General features: G+C 64.6%; 20 protein-coding genes and 1 tRNA gene. 7 read left to right on the forward strand and 14 right to left on the reverse strand.

Going from position 1 to position 16,667, the window contains the following annotated elements; translation table 11 throughout:
• On the reverse strand, positions 1–237 hold the full coding sequence (locus tag AC1MH0_RS16285) for a hypothetical protein (protein ID WP_480963623.1): 237 nt from the start codon (positions 235–237) through the stop codon (positions 1–3).
• A gap of 24 nt (positions 238–261) precedes the next feature.
• Here AC1MH0_RS16285 and AC1MH0_RS16290 point away from each other — a divergent pair, with 24 nt between their 5' ends.
• On the forward strand, positions 262–885 hold the full coding sequence (locus AC1MH0_RS16290) for a hypothetical protein (RefSeq protein ID WP_480963624.1): 624 nt from the start codon (positions 262–264) through the stop codon (positions 883–885).
• A gap of 129 nt (positions 886–1,014) precedes the next feature.
• Here the strand turns inward: AC1MH0_RS16290 and AC1MH0_RS16295 are convergent, their stop codons facing one another.
• The 5 genes from AC1MH0_RS16295 to AC1MH0_RS16315 all read right to left on the reverse strand — a co-directional run bounded on the left by AC1MH0_RS16295 (position 1,015) and on the right by AC1MH0_RS16315 (position 4,067).
• The gene (locus tag AC1MH0_RS16295; RefSeq protein ID WP_480963625.1) at positions 1,015–1,722 is read right to left on the reverse strand and encodes a PAS domain-containing protein; all 708 of its coding nucleotides are present in this window, start codon (positions 1,720–1,722) and stop codon (positions 1,015–1,017) included.
• 207 nt (positions 1,723–1,929) lie between these two features.
• On the reverse strand, positions 1,930–2,574 hold the full coding sequence (locus AC1MH0_RS16300; protein ID WP_480963626.1) for a DedA family protein: 645 nt from the start codon (positions 2,572–2,574) through the stop codon (positions 1,930–1,932).
• Positions 2,571–2,951, reverse strand: coding sequence for a hypothetical protein (locus tag AC1MH0_RS16305; RefSeq protein WP_480963627.1), 381 nt, complete (start codon positions 2,949–2,951; stop codon positions 2,571–2,573). Before AC1MH0_RS16305 ends, AC1MH0_RS16300 begins: the two co-directional genes overlap by 4 nt.
• A 236-nt stretch (positions 2,952–3,187) precedes the next feature.
• Positions 3,188–3,409 carry a hypothetical protein gene (locus AC1MH0_RS16310; protein WP_480963628.1) on the reverse strand — a complete coding sequence of 74 codons (222 nt, stop codon included), beginning with the start codon at positions 3,407–3,409 and terminating at the stop codon, positions 3,188–3,190.
• 229 nt (positions 3,410–3,638) lie between these two features.
• On the reverse strand, positions 3,639–4,067 hold the full coding sequence (locus AC1MH0_RS16315; protein WP_480963629.1) for a DUF2721 domain-containing protein: 429 nt from the start codon (positions 4,065–4,067) through the stop codon (positions 3,639–3,641).
• A 379-nt stretch (positions 4,068–4,446) separates the two neighbouring features.
• Here AC1MH0_RS16315 and AC1MH0_RS16320 point away from each other — a divergent pair, with 379 nt between their 5' ends.
• Positions 4,447–4,635, forward strand: coding sequence for a hypothetical protein (locus AC1MH0_RS16320; protein WP_480963630.1), 189 nt, complete (start codon positions 4,447–4,449; stop codon positions 4,633–4,635).
• Positions 4,636–4,757: 122 nt separating this feature from the next.
• Here AC1MH0_RS16320 and AC1MH0_RS16325 read toward each other — a convergent pair.
• Together AC1MH0_RS16325 and AC1MH0_RS16330 are read right to left on the reverse strand one after the other, a co-directional pair.
• Positions 4,758–4,832 (reverse strand) — tRNA-Glu (locus tag AC1MH0_RS16325).
• A gap of 81 nt (positions 4,833–4,913) precedes the next feature.
• Positions 4,914–6,287, reverse strand: coding sequence for a class II 3-deoxy-7-phosphoheptulonate synthase (locus AC1MH0_RS16330; RefSeq protein ID WP_056486578.1), 1,374 nt, complete (start codon positions 6,285–6,287; stop codon positions 4,914–4,916).
• Positions 6,288–6,491: 204 nt separating this feature from the next.
• Between AC1MH0_RS16330 and AC1MH0_RS16335 the strand changes: the two genes are divergently transcribed.
• On the forward strand, positions 6,492–6,665 hold the full coding sequence (locus tag AC1MH0_RS16335) for a hypothetical protein (RefSeq protein WP_480963631.1): 174 nt from the start codon (positions 6,492–6,494) through the stop codon (positions 6,663–6,665).
• On the opposite strand, the gene AC1MH0_RS16340 is transcribed toward AC1MH0_RS16335, so the two are convergent.
• Positions 6,659–7,597 (reverse strand): D-2-hydroxyacid dehydrogenase, encoded by a 939-nt coding sequence (locus tag AC1MH0_RS16340; protein WP_480963632.1) that lies wholly within the window; start codon positions 7,595–7,597, stop codon positions 6,659–6,661. The two genes, AC1MH0_RS16335 and AC1MH0_RS16340, sit on opposite strands and share 7 nt — an antisense overlap.
• Positions 7,598–7,839: 242 nt before the next feature.
• Positions 7,840–9,270: a cysteine--tRNA ligase gene (gene cysS, locus AC1MH0_RS16345; protein WP_480963633.1), complete on the reverse strand. Its 1,431-nt coding sequence runs from the start codon at positions 9,268–9,270 to the stop codon at positions 7,840–7,842.
• A gap of 178 nt (positions 9,271–9,448) precedes the next feature.
• Between cysS and rpsU the strand changes: the two genes are divergently transcribed.
• On the forward strand, positions 9,449–9,655 hold the full coding sequence (gene rpsU / locus AC1MH0_RS16350; RefSeq protein ID WP_056411089.1) for a 30S ribosomal protein S21: 207 nt from the start codon (positions 9,449–9,451) through the stop codon (positions 9,653–9,655).
• 128 nt (positions 9,656–9,783) lie between these two features.
• The gene (locus AC1MH0_RS16355; RefSeq protein ID WP_480963634.1) at positions 9,784–10,380 is read left to right on the forward strand and encodes an FKBP-type peptidyl-prolyl cis-trans isomerase; all 597 of its coding nucleotides are present in this window, start codon (positions 9,784–9,786) and stop codon (positions 10,378–10,380) included.
• Between the two features lie 425 nt (positions 10,381–10,805).
• On the opposite strand, the gene AC1MH0_RS16360 is transcribed toward AC1MH0_RS16355, so the two are convergent.
• Positions 10,806–11,039: a hypothetical protein gene (locus AC1MH0_RS16360; RefSeq protein ID WP_480963635.1), complete on the reverse strand. Its 234-nt coding sequence runs from the start codon at positions 11,037–11,039 to the stop codon at positions 10,806–10,808.
• A 199-nt stretch (positions 11,040–11,238) separates the two neighbouring features.
• Complete coding sequence (locus AC1MH0_RS16365) at positions 11,239–12,024, reverse strand: metallophosphoesterase family protein (protein ID WP_480963636.1); 786 nt, start codon at positions 12,022–12,024, stop codon at positions 11,239–11,241.
• A gap of 187 nt (positions 12,025–12,211) precedes the next feature.
• On the opposite strand from AC1MH0_RS16365, the gene AC1MH0_RS16370 reads away from it, so the two are divergent.
• Positions 12,212–13,276, forward strand: a complete 1,065-nt coding sequence (locus AC1MH0_RS16370) for a PDZ domain-containing protein (RefSeq protein ID WP_480963637.1) — start codon at positions 12,212–12,214, stop codon at positions 13,274–13,276.
• On the opposite strand, the gene wecC is transcribed toward AC1MH0_RS16370, so the two are convergent.
• Positions 13,233–14,552, reverse strand: coding sequence for a UDP-N-acetyl-D-mannosamine dehydrogenase (wecC, locus tag AC1MH0_RS16375; RefSeq protein ID WP_480963638.1), 1,320 nt, complete (start codon positions 14,550–14,552; stop codon positions 13,233–13,235). The two genes, AC1MH0_RS16370 and wecC, sit on opposite strands and share 44 nt — an antisense overlap.
• Entirely contained in the window at positions 14,536–15,660 is a 1,125-nt protein-coding gene (gene wecB / locus AC1MH0_RS16380) for a non-hydrolyzing UDP-N-acetylglucosamine 2-epimerase (RefSeq protein WP_480963639.1), read from the reverse strand. Before wecB ends, wecC begins: the two co-directional genes overlap by 17 nt.
• A 108-nt stretch (positions 15,661–15,768) precedes the next feature.
• Between wecB and galU the strand changes: the two genes are divergently transcribed.
• A complete protein-coding gene (gene galU / locus AC1MH0_RS16385) occupies positions 15,769–16,641 on the forward strand; it encodes a UTP--glucose-1-phosphate uridylyltransferase GalU (protein WP_480963640.1) in 873 nt (290 codons plus the stop codon).
• Positions 16,642–16,667 lie beyond the last annotated feature (26 nt).

Consider the following 16,667-nt stretch of genomic DNA (forward strand, 5'->3'; position numbering starts at 1 on the left):
TCAACCGTTTTGCCAAGCCGCCAACCTGCGAACCGCGGCCGGCCGACCTTTCGGCACTCCGACTGCGGCGAGGCAGACGAGCGCGCCGACCAGCGGCACCATCCAAGCCATCGCAAGCAGGTTCCGTTGATCCTGTGGTGCGAAGGTCGTCGGTGCGTCCCAGCCGATGATCGACAGGCCGCGCCCGAGCAGCGCCCCGCTGACGCCGCCGCCGAGTTTCAGGGTGAGAAGCAGCAATGCCACCGGCGCTGTTCGACCGCGGTGGTGATCCTGCTCGGCCACGGGATCGGCGCGGGGATCATCGTCGAAGGCCGTATCCTGCGCGGCGCGATGGCAAGCGCGGACGAGATCGGCTGGCTCTATCCGACCAGCGAACCTCGCCCCTCGACGCTGGATCTACTGTCCACGCTACGCGACGAGGGATGCGCGATCCGCTCTCTGGTCGACTTCGACGCGGTCACTGCGGAATATGTAGAGGTCGTCGATCGATGGGTGAGGCGCGCGGCGAAACAGATCGAACCGATCATAAACTGGGGCGTCGCCTGGATCGATCCGGGCGAGTTCGTAATCTCCAGCCCGCTTCCGGCCCCGATCCTGCAATCGCTGGTCGACCATATCGATTTCGGTGCGATGCACATTGGCGACCATTGCAGCGAAGTGCCGCGCGTGTCGGTCTCGACACTACAAGGTAGCGCGGCAACGATTGGCGCCGCGCTCCTACCCATTCACGCAACTGCTTGGTGTAGCGGAGCGTCGAATGAGCTTCGGTTTGTGATTTGTGACGAGCCGATCTCGGCAGGTAGCGGCTCAAAATCGAATGTCGGTCGAAAGGCGCTGACCAGACGACCTGGAACCGCGACTGCCGCATTGTGTATCGCAGCGTAGCGAAGGAGCGACGCGGGCGCGGTCTCGATACATCTACGAGAAGAACGCCGGCCTGCTCATGACCGCATGGAAACGCGATGCCGGTCGCTCTTTCTCGGGTAGAAGTGCTCTTACTTACCACGTACGCCCTTAATTGAGCTTGGAGACTGCATCGGGCAAATGCGCTATCGAACCCAGCATACGCTCCATTTTCGCGATCCCGTCATTCGTAAAGCTCACGTCGGCGTCGGGTTCGCACTTGCCCTCCACGATGCCGATGTTGATGAGATGCCGTATCCATCGGAGTGTGGTTGTATCGGGAACCGGCCCCCGCTCCATCAATTCGGCTATTGTGACGATCCGCCCTTCCGCCTCGGCGAGGTAGAGTTCCAGGATAATGGCGTCCACGCCATCGCTGAACAGCGCCGCGCCGAATTCGACGCGGCGAACGTGCTGAACATGCCGGATCCCGAGGGCCGTTTCCCAGAGCGCGACCGGCGGCAATGGCCTGTTCGCATCGGACCAGTACAATGTGCTGATCAGGCGATCGGGATCCGCGAACCGCGTCGTGAGGACATTGGCTTGGACGACCGTTCCGTCTGGGCGGACGTAACGCTTCTGAAGCCGAACCGGCGGTACCTTTGCAACCAAGGCGCGTAACATTCCGGAACTTCGGTCGAGGTCCCGCGGGTCGGTAAACTCTCGATAAGACTTCCCGACCACGTCAGGTTCGGCGCGTCCGATAAGCCGAAGGAAATTCTGATCCACCGATACGATGACGCCATCGATCGTGGAAACACAATGAGCTGAAGGCATTGATATTCCCCAACTATATCTGTCCAGCTTACCCAAATTCATCGAGCCAGTCGATTCGAAATGTTGTCACGGCGGACGGTTCTGGTGTCACTTGGCTTCGAGCTGACCCAAACTCTAGGCCTGCTAGTTGCCCGCTAAATCTCGCATGACGTTACGGTAATTCCCATGTCGACGACGTCAGATGCCGCGGCTCGCGCTTGCTTTGGGTACCATGGGGTCCCGTTCGATCCCGGCATCTCGAAGTCGAAATTACGGACTGGTCGACGTCCGTCCGTCCGACGCCACCGCCTCGTCGGGGATCGTCTCGGCGGTCGACGACGTCGCGAACAGTTTCCAGCCGAGCATTCCGGCTACCAACACCCCGACGATGACCCAGGTCAGGTTGCCCAGCAGGCTCGCGATGGTCTGGACCTGATCGCTGAACATGCGTCCGAGCGATACGTAGATAAGCAGCCACAGGAATTCCCCTGCCACGTCGAGCGCGATGAACCGCATCCACGGATATTCGGTCAATCCGCTGGTGACGTTGATCCACGGTCCAAGCGGTCCGATCAACCAGCGGCTGAAGAAGATACCCCAGCCCGCCCATTTGCGCGAATAGGCCTCGGCCTTTTCGACCTTGTCCGCGCCACCGATCCGCTTGGTCACCGCTGCCAGCAGGGGGCGTCCACCATAGCGACCAAACGCATAGCCGATCTGGTCGCCTACGACGGCGCCGGTCGCGCCTGCGAACACCACGGGCCAGAACGCCAGTTCGCCCTGCGCGACGAACGATCCCATCGCGACCAGCGTGAGCGAACTCGGGAACGGCATGCCCGCGGCGGCGAGCACCATCGCACCGAACAGCGCGGGTAGGCCGTAGGTGGTTAGCAGTTCAAGAAGTTGGTCGGTCACGACTTGGGCGGCGTCGCAGGTTGAAACGACCGAGGCGGCGGGCCCGGTGGCGGAAACGGCGGTCTCGCATGGACGATCGCATAGGTTAGTGCGGCCTCGACCTGTTCCATCGAACGCCCACTCTCGCGCGCGATCCGGCCGAGCGTACGGTGATCGGGGGCCGGTCGAAGATTGAGTGCCTGATGCAGGATGTGCGGGGGTACATGGTAGGAATGCGCAACATAGCCAACCGTCATCCAGCGTTCGATCGGCTCGTCGCGGTGTGCGTTCCAGTAGATCGCATCGCTGACGGTGCGGACCGCGTGATAACCGGTAAATGCCACGACGGCGACGAACAGCGCGATCAGGACTTTGCGCCAGGGGCGGGTGCGGGTCATCCGAGCGCAATACGCGCGCCGATCGCGGCGGGCAACGTACGCGGCATCGCGTCCGCACCGAGGTTTGAGAACCGTCGGAACGCTTGGCGGGGCGGAGATCGGCTGCGCGACGCCAGCTGCGTCGGCGATCAGCGCGCGGGTAAACGACCGCGGTAGCGGTTCCCGCCTCGTCCATTTGGCGGCTGCAGCTTTTTAGCGAACCGCGTCGATCACGGACATCTTGCGCATGGCTGCAGTCAAAGCCGGATATCCCGCCGGGCCATTTCCAGGAAAGCAATCTCGCCGATCGGGGTGCGAGGCTCGGCTTTGAAGATGTCGGCCAGATCGAGCAGATCATCATCGGCGAGGTGTCTGATGGAGTCTTCAATTGCGGCGAGGCGTTCGGCCGCGCGATCACCGCGATCGGTAAGCCGCTTTATTCTTTTTCTGAGCATGCGCGCTTCTAGCATGAGCGTCATGCAGGCGGCAGCGCCATTTCTTACCGATGTCGGCTTTGGCAAATTGCCAATGGCGAACAATGGTCCTGCCGGCACGACAGTCGGCGATGTTGCTGAGATCAGCCTTGATCGCCCCGTTCGCCGACCACACGGACCAGTCGAGCGGCAACACGGTTTCCCACAGGATTTGCAACCATCACGTCAGAGCGACCCAGGTATTCCGCGCCCTCGATCGGCCGGATGACCAGCGTCATGTGTCCCTGCCGTCGGGAGTATCGACGTCGCGTAGTGTTCGACCGGCCAGCGTTATCTCGGTCACGAAACAGGCTAGGCCCGCGACGGCGCATAACAGCCCACCGCCGAAAAAGAAGAACAGGATCGCGGCGTGCCCGGAGTCGCGCAACACGCCGAAGAATAGGGTGATGGCGGCGCAGCACGTCATCGCGCCCGCCGCAGCCGCCAGCATGACCGCCGCATCCAATATCCGAGACCGCGTTTGCAGGCGCCGCATCTCGTATCGATTATGTCCGGCATCCTTGCGCAGCGTGTGGATCCGATCGCTGATGCGGCCAAGCCTGGTGGCGAAGACGTTGAGCAGCGAGGCGACCGCCGTCAGCAGGAAAATCGGGGTGAGCGCCAGTTGAATGACATGCGCGGCGGCGCTCAGCGGTTCTCTCATGATCTATCCTGTCCTGCTTCGAGCGATGATCGATCAGGGCTGGTCAAGGTTCCGCAAGACGGGATCGTCAACGAAATTTGGGTCGCGGAGGGGGGGCTTGAAGCTGACGGGCCGCTGGACGGAGTTATCAGGCTCGGCCGCATCAGGGGGAACCGTAAGGCCACGGCGAAACAGAGTGCGAGAATGCAGCGGTCCAATGAACACCGAGATCTAAACCCCAGGCGCGGGCGTCGCCGAGAAGCGTCCCACTGCTCAGCGCCGTCGTGTCGGACCGGTAGCGCGGGATCGCTATCTCCCCGATGAGTTTGCTAAGTCGCGTCGGCATGGATCAAGTGAGGTACGCGGGGACGATCCCGAACAGTTCCTCGGTCGCGACCATGTGGGGATCGTCACGCAGTGCCGCGGCATCGATCATGGGCTCGCGGATATGATCCTCGACACCGATGCGACGAACCGTCGGGTGCGCCGCGACATTGGGTCACCTGAAGCAGGACGCTCTTCCTCGATCGTGCAGTCGGGCGCCACGATCTGCCCTTTCAGCCGCTTCAGTCTGGACGGCGGCTTGTGATCCGATGGTCGGAACGCGATTACGCCAATTCTAGGGTCCAAAGGTCGGGTATCACCGCCGACGTGGAGCCTGTCGAAACTGGAAGATGATAGGACCGCACGCTGTGGGACGGAAGCGGTGGCTGGTGACCCCTACGAGAATCGAACTCGTGCTTACGCCGTGAGAGGGCGTCGTCCTAACCGCTAGACGAAGGGGCCGTTACCAGATGCGGGCGTCTACGGAATGGGGTGGCAGGCGTCAAGACACCTGCCGATTTTTCTGTGACGCCCGCTGGTTCGTCAGGCGGCGACCTTCTTGCGCTCGGCCATTTCCTCGTTGAGCATCTCGGCGAGCAGGAAGGCTAGCTCGAGGCTCTGGCTGGCGTTGAGGCGCGGGTCGCAGTGGGTGTGGTAGCGATCGGCGAGGCTCTGCTCGGTCACGTCGACCGCGCCGCCGGTGCATTCGGTCACGTTCTGGCCGGTCATCTCGGCATGGATGCCGCCCGCATGCGTGCCCTCCGCGCGGTGGACTGCGAAGAAGCCGCGGACTTCGGCGAGGATGCGGTCGAACGGACGCGTCTTGTAGCCGTTAGCGGCCTTGACGACGTTGCCATGCATCGGGTCGCAGCTCCACACCACCGGATGGCCCTCGCGCGTGACGGCACGGACGAGGCGGGGCAGGTTCGCCTCGATCTTGTCGTAACCGTAGCGCGTGATCAGCGTCATCCGGCCGGGGACGCGGCCGGGGTTGAGCGTGTCGAGCATCCGCAGCAGCGCGTCGGGCTCCAAGCTAGGCCCGCACTTGATGCCGATCGGGTTGCCGATACCGCGAAGGTATTCGACGTGGCTGGAGCCCTCGAAGCGGGTACGATCGCCGATCCACAGGAAATGCGCGCTGGTGTCGTACCAGTCGCCGGTCAGCGAATCCTGCCGGGTCAGCGCCTGCTCGTACTGGAGCAGCAGCGCCTCGTGGCTGGTGTAGAAATGCGTCTGCGCGAGCTGCGGCACGGTCTCGGGATCGATCCCGCAGGCGGCCATGAACTCGAGCGCCTCGCCGATCCGGTCCGCGGTCTCGGCGTATTTCTTCGACCACGGGCTGCGGCCCATGAAGTCGTGAGTCCAGCGGTGGACTTGGTGGAGGTTCGCATATCCACCCTGTGCGAACGCGCGCAGCAGGTTGAGCGTCGCCGCCGACTGCGAATAGGCGCGGATCATCCGCTGCGGATCGGGTGCGCGCGATTCCGCGGTGAAGGCGATGTCGTTGACGTTGTCGCCGCGGTACGAGGGCAGCTCGACGCCGCCGATCGTCTCGGTGTCGGTCGAGCGCGGCTTGGCGAACTGACCCGCCATGCGACCGAGCTTCACGACCGGGAGCTTCGACGCGAACGTCAGTACCACGGCCATCTGGAGGATGACGCGGAACGTGTCGCGGATGTTGTTCGCGCTGTGCTCCGCGAACGACTCGGCGCAATCGCCACCCTGGAGCAGGAACGCCTTGCCGGCTGCGACTTCGGCAAGCGACGCGGTCAGGTTACGGGCTTCGCCGGCGAAGACGAGCGGCGGGAACGTGGCCAGCTGATCGGTCGCGGCGGTCAGCGCGGCGGCGTCGGGATAGGTGGGGAGCTGTCGTGCTTCGTGACGCGTCCAGCTGTCGGGGGCCCAGTTCGCGGCCATATCATGTCGTCCGATTGGTGAATTGTGACGATGGCAATGCGCGAAAACGCCTTTTTGCGCAACGAAGGAAAGCTTGGGCGCTGGCGGCGAAATGCTGCGTAAGCTGGATCGACCGGATGTGAGGGATAATCCCATTCACATTAGATTAAAAAATATATGGCGTCTTCGCTGTCCAATCGCCATTGTCCCCCCATGGACATGCCAATGCGTATCATCATCGCGCTATCGATCATCGGCGCGGGAATCCTGGTCGGCATACCGATCCTGGTCGTCTATTCGCGGCGTCGCCGTGCCGACAAACTGCGGCGTCGCGGGATCAAGAGCTACAATCGTAGCCGGCCGCCCGCACCGATCGCGACGACCCAGATCGGTCAGTAGCCCGCGTCGAGATCGGCGACGTTCCTCATCGGGCGACCGGCGAGGAACGCGGCGAGATTCTCGAGGAACAGTGCCGCCCCGCGTGCGAACATCGTCGTCTGGCTGCGGCCCGACAGGTGCATCGTGACGATCGCGTTGGGCGCGGACCAGAGCGGGTGGTCCGCGGGCAGGGGCTCCGGGTTGGTCGGATCGAGCACCGCACCGGCAATCGACCCGTCAGTCAGCGCCGCGATCAGCGCATCGTCGTCGATCATGTCGCCCCGCGCGATATTGATCAGCCAAGCGGATGGCTTCATCCGCTGCAACTCCTCGCGGCCGATCATCGCCTGAGTCGCATGGGTCGAGGGCGCGGCCAGGATCACCCAGTCGCACCCGTCCAGCCGATCGCGCCAGGCGTCGGGCGTGATCGTACCATCGCGACCGGTGCGCGTGACCCCCGTGACCTCGACGCCGAACGCGCTCAGGCGGTCGCCGATCATCTTGCCGATCGTGCCATAGCCGATGACCAGCGCCCTGGTGCCCGCCAGTTCGATCTTGCCGGGCGCATCCTTCAGCCAATCGTGGCGGTCCTGCGCTCGCAAGACAGTGTCGAAGCGCTTGGCGGCGACCAGCACCGCCATCACCGCATATTCCGCGACCGCGACGGCGTTGATGCCGGCGCCATTGGTCAGCGTGGCGCCCCTGTCGCGCAGGACGTCGAGCGGAAACGCATCGAGCCCGGCATAGATCGTCGAGACCCATTTGAGGTTTGGCCCGGCGTGGCGGATCGCGTCGGCGACGAGTTCGGTCGGCTGCATGTCGACCCAGGCAATGTCCGCGTCGGCGATCATCGCGTTCGCCTCGTCCGGCTTGGCGAACCAGGCGGTTTCGAGATCCGCGGGAAGATGCGGTTCGAGGAGCGGGCGGGCGGCGGCTGGGAGGACGGCTTTCATGGCGTGAGCATCGGCGTGCGGCCGGGCATGTCAAGTTGTGTTGGGTGGAAGGGCGGCGAGGATGGTTACGCGCGATCGTTCGCTGATCCTTCCCCGCCAGGGGGAGGTGACGCAAAGCGACGGAGGGGGAGGACACGAAACCGCGATCATCGCTTACCGCCCCCTCCGTCAGGCTGTGCCTGCCACCTCCCCCTAGCGGGGAGGATTGAATGGCACGAAAGCCTGTCGCGATACACGCGGTACTAAAGCGCGATCTTCCAATCCCAGCCGAGCGAGTCGCCGTCCATCACCTCGACGCCGGCCGCCGCCAGTTCGTCGCGGATCGCGTCCGAGCGCTCGAAGTCCTTCGCCGCGCGCGCGTCGCTGCGGTCCGCAAGGCGCGCGGCGATCGTCTCCTCGTCGATCGTCGCCGATACCGGGCGGATGCGCAGGTCCTCACGGTTGATCGTGGCCAGATCCAGCCCCAGCACCGCGTCGAAATCGTCCAGCGCAGCGACACGGTCCGCAGGCGCGACGCGCTTGTCCGCGAGCAGTTCGTCGAGGATTGGCAACGCGCGCGGCGTGGCGAGGTCGTCCGAGACCGCCTCCTCCAGCCGATCGGCATAGGCATGCGCGCTACCCGACGGGCCACCGGGTTCGCGTGCGCGCAACGTCTCGATCGCCTGCACCAGGCGCTTCAGCCGGACCGCTGCCGCCGCAAGGTTCTCCCACGAGAATTCGAGCTCGCTGCGATAGTGCGCCTGAAGGCACATCAGTCGGTAGGCGAGGGGGTGGAAGCCGCGATCGACGATCGTCTGCATCGTCGTGAACTGGCCGGTCGACTTCGACATCTTGCCGGCGCGCTCGACCAGGAAGTTGTTGTGCATCCAGACGCTCGCGCCGGTATCCGCGCAATCGCAATGCGCCTGGTTCTGCGCGATCTCGTTGGGATGGTGGATCTCGCGGTGATCGATCCCGCCGGTGTGGATGTCGAAATGCGCGCCGAGATAATGCTTGCTCATCACCGAGCATTCGAGGTGCCAGCCGGGCGCCCCGCGACCCCAGGGCGAATCCCATTCCATCTGGCGGTTTTCGCCAGGCGTGGACGTACGCCAGATCGCGAAGTCCTGTGGGTTGCGCTTGCCGGCGACGGGCTCGATCCGGCTTTCGACATCGTCGGTCGCGGCGCGCGCCAGGCGCCCGTAATCGGGAACGGTCGTCACGTCGAAATACAGCCCGCTGTCGAGCATGTAGCAATGCTTCGGTGCGATCTGTTTGGCGAACGCGATCATTTCGGCGATGTGATCCGTCGCCACCGCCCAGCGCGCCGGCGGCACGATGTTGAGGCGCGCGACGTCGCGCTTGAACACGTCGGTATAATAGGCCGCGATCTCCCAGATCGAGCGCCCCTGCGCAGCGGCCGCCTTTTCCATCTTGTCGTCGCCGACGTCGGCGTCGGAGGTCAGGTGCCCGACATCGGTGATGTTGATGATGTGGGTCGTCGGCCACCCCTTCCATCGCAGCACGCGGCCCAGCGTGTCGGCGAACAGGAACGCGCGCATGTTGCCGATATGCTGGTAATTATAGACCGTCGGCCCGCAGGTGTAGAGCCCGACATCGGTCGAATCGATCGGCTGGAACGTCTCGAGTTGGCGCGAGAGGCTGTTATATAGCGTCAGGGGAATGCGGGTCATGCGGCTGCTCTTAGCGTTGCATGTGCCGTCTCGCAAAGGCGTCGACGTCGTGGCCGGACTCGCTGGATCAGGTGGTTTGGCTTGAAACAAGGGGGCTGCGCTGATAGGGGGCCCAGTTCATGCGGCGCGGACCTGTTCGCGACGGCAAAAATCTATTCGACCGGAGCTTCACGGATTTATGCAGATCATCGTACGCGACAATAACGTCGACCAGGCCCTTCGCGCGCTTAAGAAGAAGCTGCAGCGCGAGGGCGTGTATCGCGAGATGAAGCTGCGCCGGCATTACGAGAAGCCGTCCGAGAAGCGGGCGCGCGAGCGTGCAGCGGCGATCCGTCGTTCGCGCAAGATGGACCGCAAGCGCGCAGAGCGCGACGGCGCACGCTAAGACTTGATCGGCCGTGCCCGGCAAGCGGGTGGGCCGGTGAACCGGGGGTGTCGTGATCGGCACCCCCAATTGCTTTTCAACGGCACGCGCGGCGCTCCGGCGTGACCAGATGACCGGGGCCTTATCCGATGTCGACCGTCACCGCAGTGCCGCTGCAGCCAACCAAGCGCAGCTACCTCGTCTACCTCTGGGTCGGTATCGCGCTCGCGCTGATCGCCGCAGTTGCACTCGCGCGTCAGGGTGACGATCCCCTGGCTCGCAATGCCCGCGCGCGGGGCGTGATCGTCACCGCCTCAGGCCTGCAGTACAAGGTGATCGCGCCCGGCAAGTCCGGCGCGGCCAAGCCGACCGACGCGGACGTCGCGCTGGTGAACTACGAGGGCAAGCTGCTCAACGGCACAACCTTCGACAAGTCGCAGCAGCCGACGCCGTTCCCCGTGGCGGCCGTGGTTCCCGGTTTCTCCGAGGGGCTCAAGCTGATGCCGAAGGGCTCGAAGTACCGGTTCTGGGTGAAGCCCTCGCTTGGATATGGTGATAAGACAAACGGCCCGATTCCGGCAAACTCGACGCTGGTCTTCGACGTCGAGCTGCTCGATTTCCTGCCGCAGAGCGTGGTGCAGCAGATGCAGGCACAGGCCCAGATGGGTCGCGGCGCTGCTGGTGGTATGCCGGGTGGTGCCCCGAGCGGCATGCCGGGTGGCGCGCAGACGCCGCCTTCGCAGTAAGCGGGGCGGCGGTATGGGGTGAACCCGTGCCGCACTTGAATATCGGATCTGCAATGCGCCTCGCTTCATTGCGGGGCGCGTTTTGCGTTCGGGCTGATCTCCAAGCCCGTTGCTCGGGTGCGCGTTCGATCTGGAGATCAAGCGTCGCGTTGGTTGTTGAGAGGCAACTCGCACGCCGCAGGGTGTTCGTCTGGTTACGTCGGTCCTGAGCAAGAGTCGCTAATTAGCCAGTTCCAACGTGTAGATGCCGAACGCCGGTCGTTAACGACGGCTGGGGCGGGACAAGGATCATAAGCAGCGCTGTATCGCGTCCGCTGCGCTGCCGCGAGCAGCGCCTGGGACCTCGCCGGCCTGCACATTCCAGGACAACAGGCAAAAAAATAGCGGCCCTTAGACCGCTATTTCTCGAACTAAAGTCGTAAGACTTAGTTGCTGTCCGAATCGTCGTCGTTGTCTGCAACGATAACGATACCGGCGATAACTGCAGCTGCTGCGAGAACCGCAACGATGATGCCGCCGCCAGCGAGCTCGTTCTTGTCAGCCGAAACCGAACCCGAACGGACCGAATGTGCAACCGACAGATTTGCCGGTGCTGCCATGGCCGGAGCAACTGCCATCGTGGCTGCTGCTGCGGTCAGGATGTACTTCCCAAGACGCATGATGAACTCCCTTTGTGCTCGTCGCGGCAGGCAATGGCATAAAACCTTACCCAACGCAACTAAGGCCCTTTGTAACAACGCGAAGAGAATCGCACTGTTGCGGCAGTGCAACACACACTTCCGCTGTTTCTCTATAGCGGAGGCGCTGCACGAAGAAAGCGTTCGCGTGCAAACCGCATGATATTCGCGGTGGGACGCGTCAGTTCGTCTTCGGTCCGATGGCGGTGCCGGTCTGTAGCGACCAGGTTTCGCTGCCTTCCATGCCCAGGGCGGTCAGGCGCCCCGACGTATAGGCGCCTGTGTCGATACCGATTCGGTGCCCGCGTCGCTCGATTTCGTCGGTCATGGTGTGACCGTGGACGATCGTCTTTTCGAGCGTCGAGCGGTGATCGAGGAACGGGTCGCGAATCCAGCGTAGGTCGGACGTGCGCTGCAGGTCGAGCGGCGTATCGGGACGTACGCCCGCATGGACGAACGCGTAGTCGCCGATCACGATCATGTCCTCGAACGCGCGCAGGAACTCGCGGTGTTCGTCAGGTACCAGTGCTTCGAGGCGCTGCACGAGCTCCTCGTAATCGAGGCGCTCGTATTCCGCGGCCTCCATGCCGTAGCTGAGCACGGTCTCTCGGCCGCCGATCCTGCAGAACAACCTGAGCGCCTTGGGTTCGCCGTCGAGCGCGCCCAGGAAGATTTCCTCGTGATTGCCCAGCAGGAATCGGACGTCGGACCGGTCATGCGCGAGCCCCCGCAACCGGTCGATCACCGCCGCCGAGGCAGGTCCGCGATCGACGATGTCGCCGAGGAATATCAGAGTCGTTTCCGCTGCACCGCGGTCACGCTCATCCGCTTCGATCAGGGCGATCAATTCGTCGAGAAGATCGGCACGGCCATGAATGTCACCGACGGCATAGACGCGGCGACCTGTCGGAATTTGCGGTTGGATCGTCTTGGCAACGCTACGGGACTTGAAAAGCTTTGAAATCATGCTGCTATCGATGTGGGGAGGAAGATGTACGTGACCTGATCGAACGGACGATCCGGGCTGCCGCGCGCATGCGGTCGCATAGGACGTTCGGCCACAGGTCGCAACGCATCGCCGCGGCAGAACGCTCTGCGCGTGCGGTCATGCAGCATGACGGTCGGACGCGCGGCGGCTAAAGGGGGTCATGTCGATGATCCCGCGCTTCGTGCCGTTCCTGATGCTGACGGCGGCCGTGACTGCAGTCGTGCCTGCGGTCGTTCCTGCAGTCTTGCCCGCCGCGCTGGCCGCCGGGGTCATGGCTGCGCCGCCGATGCCGGTCGGCGGTGAGGCCCCATCGGCGGCTTTCTTCGACACGTTGCGCAGCGCGGATCTGCGACTGGCGACGATCGCCTACCGCCTGACCACGGCGAACGCGGCGCTGTGCGATCGGCTCCAGCCCCAGGTCGGGATGCCGATCCACGCCTTGACGCAATATGGTCCCGATGCGCGCAAGGGTGCCACGGCGACGTTCGGGTTCGAATCGACGATCGGCGTCGAGGCAGTTGTTGCCGGCGGTCCCGCGGATCGCGCGGGGGTTCGGCCCAACGACTCGATCGTGGCGATCGACGATCGGCCGCAACCCGGCCTGCCGTCCGCCAATGCGCCCGAAAGCGCGGCGGCACGCGACGCGGCGGAGGCGGTCATCACCAACGCGCCGGCGGGAAAGCCGCTGCGGCTGACGGTGTTGCGCGACGGCAAGCGCCTGCCGATCACGATCACGCCGGTGACCGGATGCCGGTCGCGGTTCGAGATCCTGCTGGGCAGCGGCCTGGATGCCAGCGCGGACGGGGCGATCGTGCAGCTCGGCGAGCGGTTCTTCGAAGGCTATACCGATGAGGAGATCGCGGTCGTCGTCGCGCACGAACTCTCGCACAACATCCTGCGTCATCGTGCGCGGCTCGATGCGGCGAAGATCAACCGCGGTCTGCTGGCGGAACTCGGGCGCAACGGCCGCCTGATTCGCGAGACCGAGGACCAGGCGGACCTGCTCGGCATCTACCTGCTCGCCAACGCCGGGTACGATCCGATGTCGGCCCCGAAATTCTGGCGGAGCAAGGGCGGCGCGATCGACGGCGGGCTGTTCCGCAGTCGCACGCATGCCTCGTCGAAGGCACGCGCCGAGGCGCTCGAAGCCGCTGCGCGCGATATCGCCGCGACCGCGACGCGGCCGATCATCCCGCCAGTCGTTGCGACTCGAAACGTGCCGCTGCGCTGACCGCGGGCAGCGACGCACGCGGCTGGTCCGGCCAGATGCCGCGCGTGTCGAGCACAGCCTTGTCGGCGCGTTCCTCGAGCGGGATCGACTTGAAGACGTCGTGGTCGACCAGCACGATCATGATCGAACACGTCTCGATCGCGGTATCGACGTCGATCAGCGTCGCGCCGGTATCCGCCAGCACCGCCGGCAAGGTTTGCGCATAGGGCTCGACGATCCGCACCCGGTCGCCGAACTGCCGCGCGACCGCTTCGGCGACCTTGAGGGCAGGGCTCTCGCGGAAGTCGTCGATGTTCGCCTTGAACGCGAGGCCCAGGCACGCGACGATCGCATCCGGTGACGCCTGCACCAGCGCCGCGACCTGCGCGATGACGTGGTCGGTCTTGCCGTCGTTGACCTCGCGTGCAGTGCGGATGAGCGGCGTCTGCTCGGGCGCGGCATGCACCAGGAACCACGGATCGACCGCGATGCAATGCCCGCCGACGCCGGGACCGGGCTGGAGGATGTTGACGCGCGGGTGGCGGTTGGCGAGGCGGATGACCTCCCACACGTCGACGCCCATCGTGTCGGCGATCAGCGACAATTCGTTGGCGAACGCGATGTTGACGTCGCGAAACGCGTTCTCGGTGAGCTTCGTCATCTCCGCCGCCCGCGCAGTCGTGGTCACGCACGCCCCGCGCACGAAGCGGCGGTAGAAGGTCAGGGCTTTGCGTGCGCACCGCGGCGTAATCCCGCCGATCACGCGGTCGTTGTCGATCAGTTCGACCAGGATGCGCCCCGGTAGCACCCGCTCCGGGCAATAGGCGATCGCGATATCCGCCTGGTCGCCGGGTTTGCCCGGTACGCGCAGGTCGGGGCGCAAGCTTGCCAGCAGGTCGCGGACCTTCTCGGTGGTGCCGACCGGCGAGGTCGATTCGAGGATAATCGTATCGCCCGTCTTCAGCACCGATGCGATCGTCGTCGCGGCGTCGAGGACGTAGCGGATGTTGGGCGCGTGATCCGCATCGAACGGGGTGGGCACCGCGATCACGAACACGTCGGCGGGCTCGATCGCGGTCGAGGCGCGCAACGTGCCGCGTGCGACCACGCCCGAGACGAGCCCGTCGAGATCGACCTCCTCGATATGCACGCGGCCCGAATTGACCGTCTCCACGACCGATTCGGTGACGTCGACGCCCAGCACCTGCGCCCCCGTCCGCGCGATGATCGCCGCGGTGGGAAGGCCGATATAACCGAGCCCCAGGACGACGACGGTGAGGTTAGAGTCCGACAGCATGCGCAACGACCTTTGCGATTTTGGCGGCGGCATGGCCATCCCCGAACGGGTTATGGGCGCGGGCCATCGCGGTGTAGCGCGACGTGTCGTCGAGCAGAGTGAAGATTTCGGAAACGATGCGGTCCTCGTCGGTGCCGATCAACCTGGCGGTGCCGGCCGCGACGCCTTCCGGGCGCTCGGTGGTCTCGCGCATCACGAGTACGGGCTTGCCGAGTGCAGGCGCCTCCTCCTGCACCCCGCCCGAATCGGTGAGGACGATATCCGCCATGCCGAGCGCGCGGACGAAGTGCGGGTAATCGAGCGGTTCGATCCGCGCGACGTTGGCGCGGGTGCCGAGGATGTCGTCCATCACCGACACGACGTTCGGGTTCGGGTGGACCGGGAACAGCACCGCGACGTCGTCGCGCTCCGCGATCCGCCCGATCGCCCGCGCGATCGCGGCCATGCCGTCGCCGAAATTCTCGCGGCGATGCGTCGTGACGAGGATGATCCGCTTGCCGGCGAAGCGCGTGGCGATCGGGTCGAGCCCGGCGGCGAGCGACGGGTCCGCCGCGACGCGGTCCGCGGTCCAGTGCAGCGCGTCGATCACGGTGTTGCCGGTGACGTGGATCGTGTCCTCGGCGATCGTCTCGCGCCGCAGCGCCTGCGCGGCGGTGTCGGTCGGCGCGAAATGCAGCGTCGCGATCGGCGCGACGATGCGACGGTTCACCTCCTCGGGCCAGGGATGGTAGATGTCGCCCGACCGGAGCCCCGCCTCGACGTGCGCGACCGGCACCTTGCGGTAATAGGCGGCGAGCGCCCCCGTCATCGCGGTCGCGGTGTCGCCCTGCACGATGACCAGATCGGGCTTCTCGGCATCCATGACCTCGCCGAGCCCGATCAGCAGCCGCGCGGTAAGGCGATCGAGCGTCTGTCCCGGTTCCATCAGGTCGAGATCGATATCCGGCACGAGACCGGCGATCGCCAGCACCTGATCGAGCAGCCCGCGGTGCTGTGCCGTGACGCAGGTGCGGACGGTCAGGCCGGGGATCGCGGCCAACGCACGGATCACCGGAAAGAGTTTGATCGCTTCGGGGCGCGTGCCGAAGATGACGAGAACTTTGGACATGATGCAGCTCTAGACCAACGTCTTTAATGACGCCCTAATTCACTGCATCGATTTGCGCGTGAGCGTACCGACCGGTAGACGACACAGCGAGATCAAAGGGAGCATCGAATGACCATAAAGCCACTCCGCAAGGCCGTGTTTCCGGTCGCAGGACTGGGTACGCGCTTCCTGCCGGCCACCAAGGCCATGCCGAAGGAAATGCTCACCGTCGTCGACAAGCCGCTGATCCAATATGCGGTCGAGGAAGCGCTCGAGGCGGGGATCGAGCAGATCATCTTCGTGACGGGCCGCAACAAGGGCGCGCTCGAGGATCATTTCGACATCTCGTACGAGCTTGAGGATACGATGCGGTCGCGCGGCAAGTCGCTGGACGCGATCAGCAATATCCGGATGAAGCCCGGCTCGCCGGTCTATGTCCGCCAGCAGGAGCCGCTCGGTCTGGGCCATGCGGTCTGGTGCGCGCGCGAGATCGTCGGCGACGAGCCTTTCGCGGTCCTGCTCCCCGACGAGCTGATGGTCGGGAAGCCCGGCTTCATGAAGCAGATGGTCGAGGCCTATAACCAGGTCGGCGGCAACGTGATCGGCGCGCTCGAAGTGCCCGATTCGGAAACCGACAAATACGGCATCATTTCACCGGGTGCGATCGACGGTCGGCTGACCGAAGTGACGGCGCTCGTCGAAAAGCCCAAGCGCGGCACCGCGCCGTCGAACCTGATGATCCCGGGGCGCTACATCCTCCAGCCCCAGGTGATGCGGATCCTCGAGACGCAGGAAAAGGGTGCCGGCGGCGAGATTCAGCTCACCGATGCGATGGCGCAGTTGATCGGCAACCAGCCGTTCCACGGCTTCACCTTCGATGGCCAGCGTTATGATTGCGGCGACAAGGCCGGTTATATCCAGGCCAATCTGGCGATCGCCCTGGCCCGCGACGACATCGGGCCCGGCATTCGCACCTTCGCAACGAACCTGCTGGCAGGCTGAGCTAGCAACGCGAGCGGCCCGCTTAC

It is taken from the genome of Sphingomonas sp. AP28, assembly GCF_056680455.1.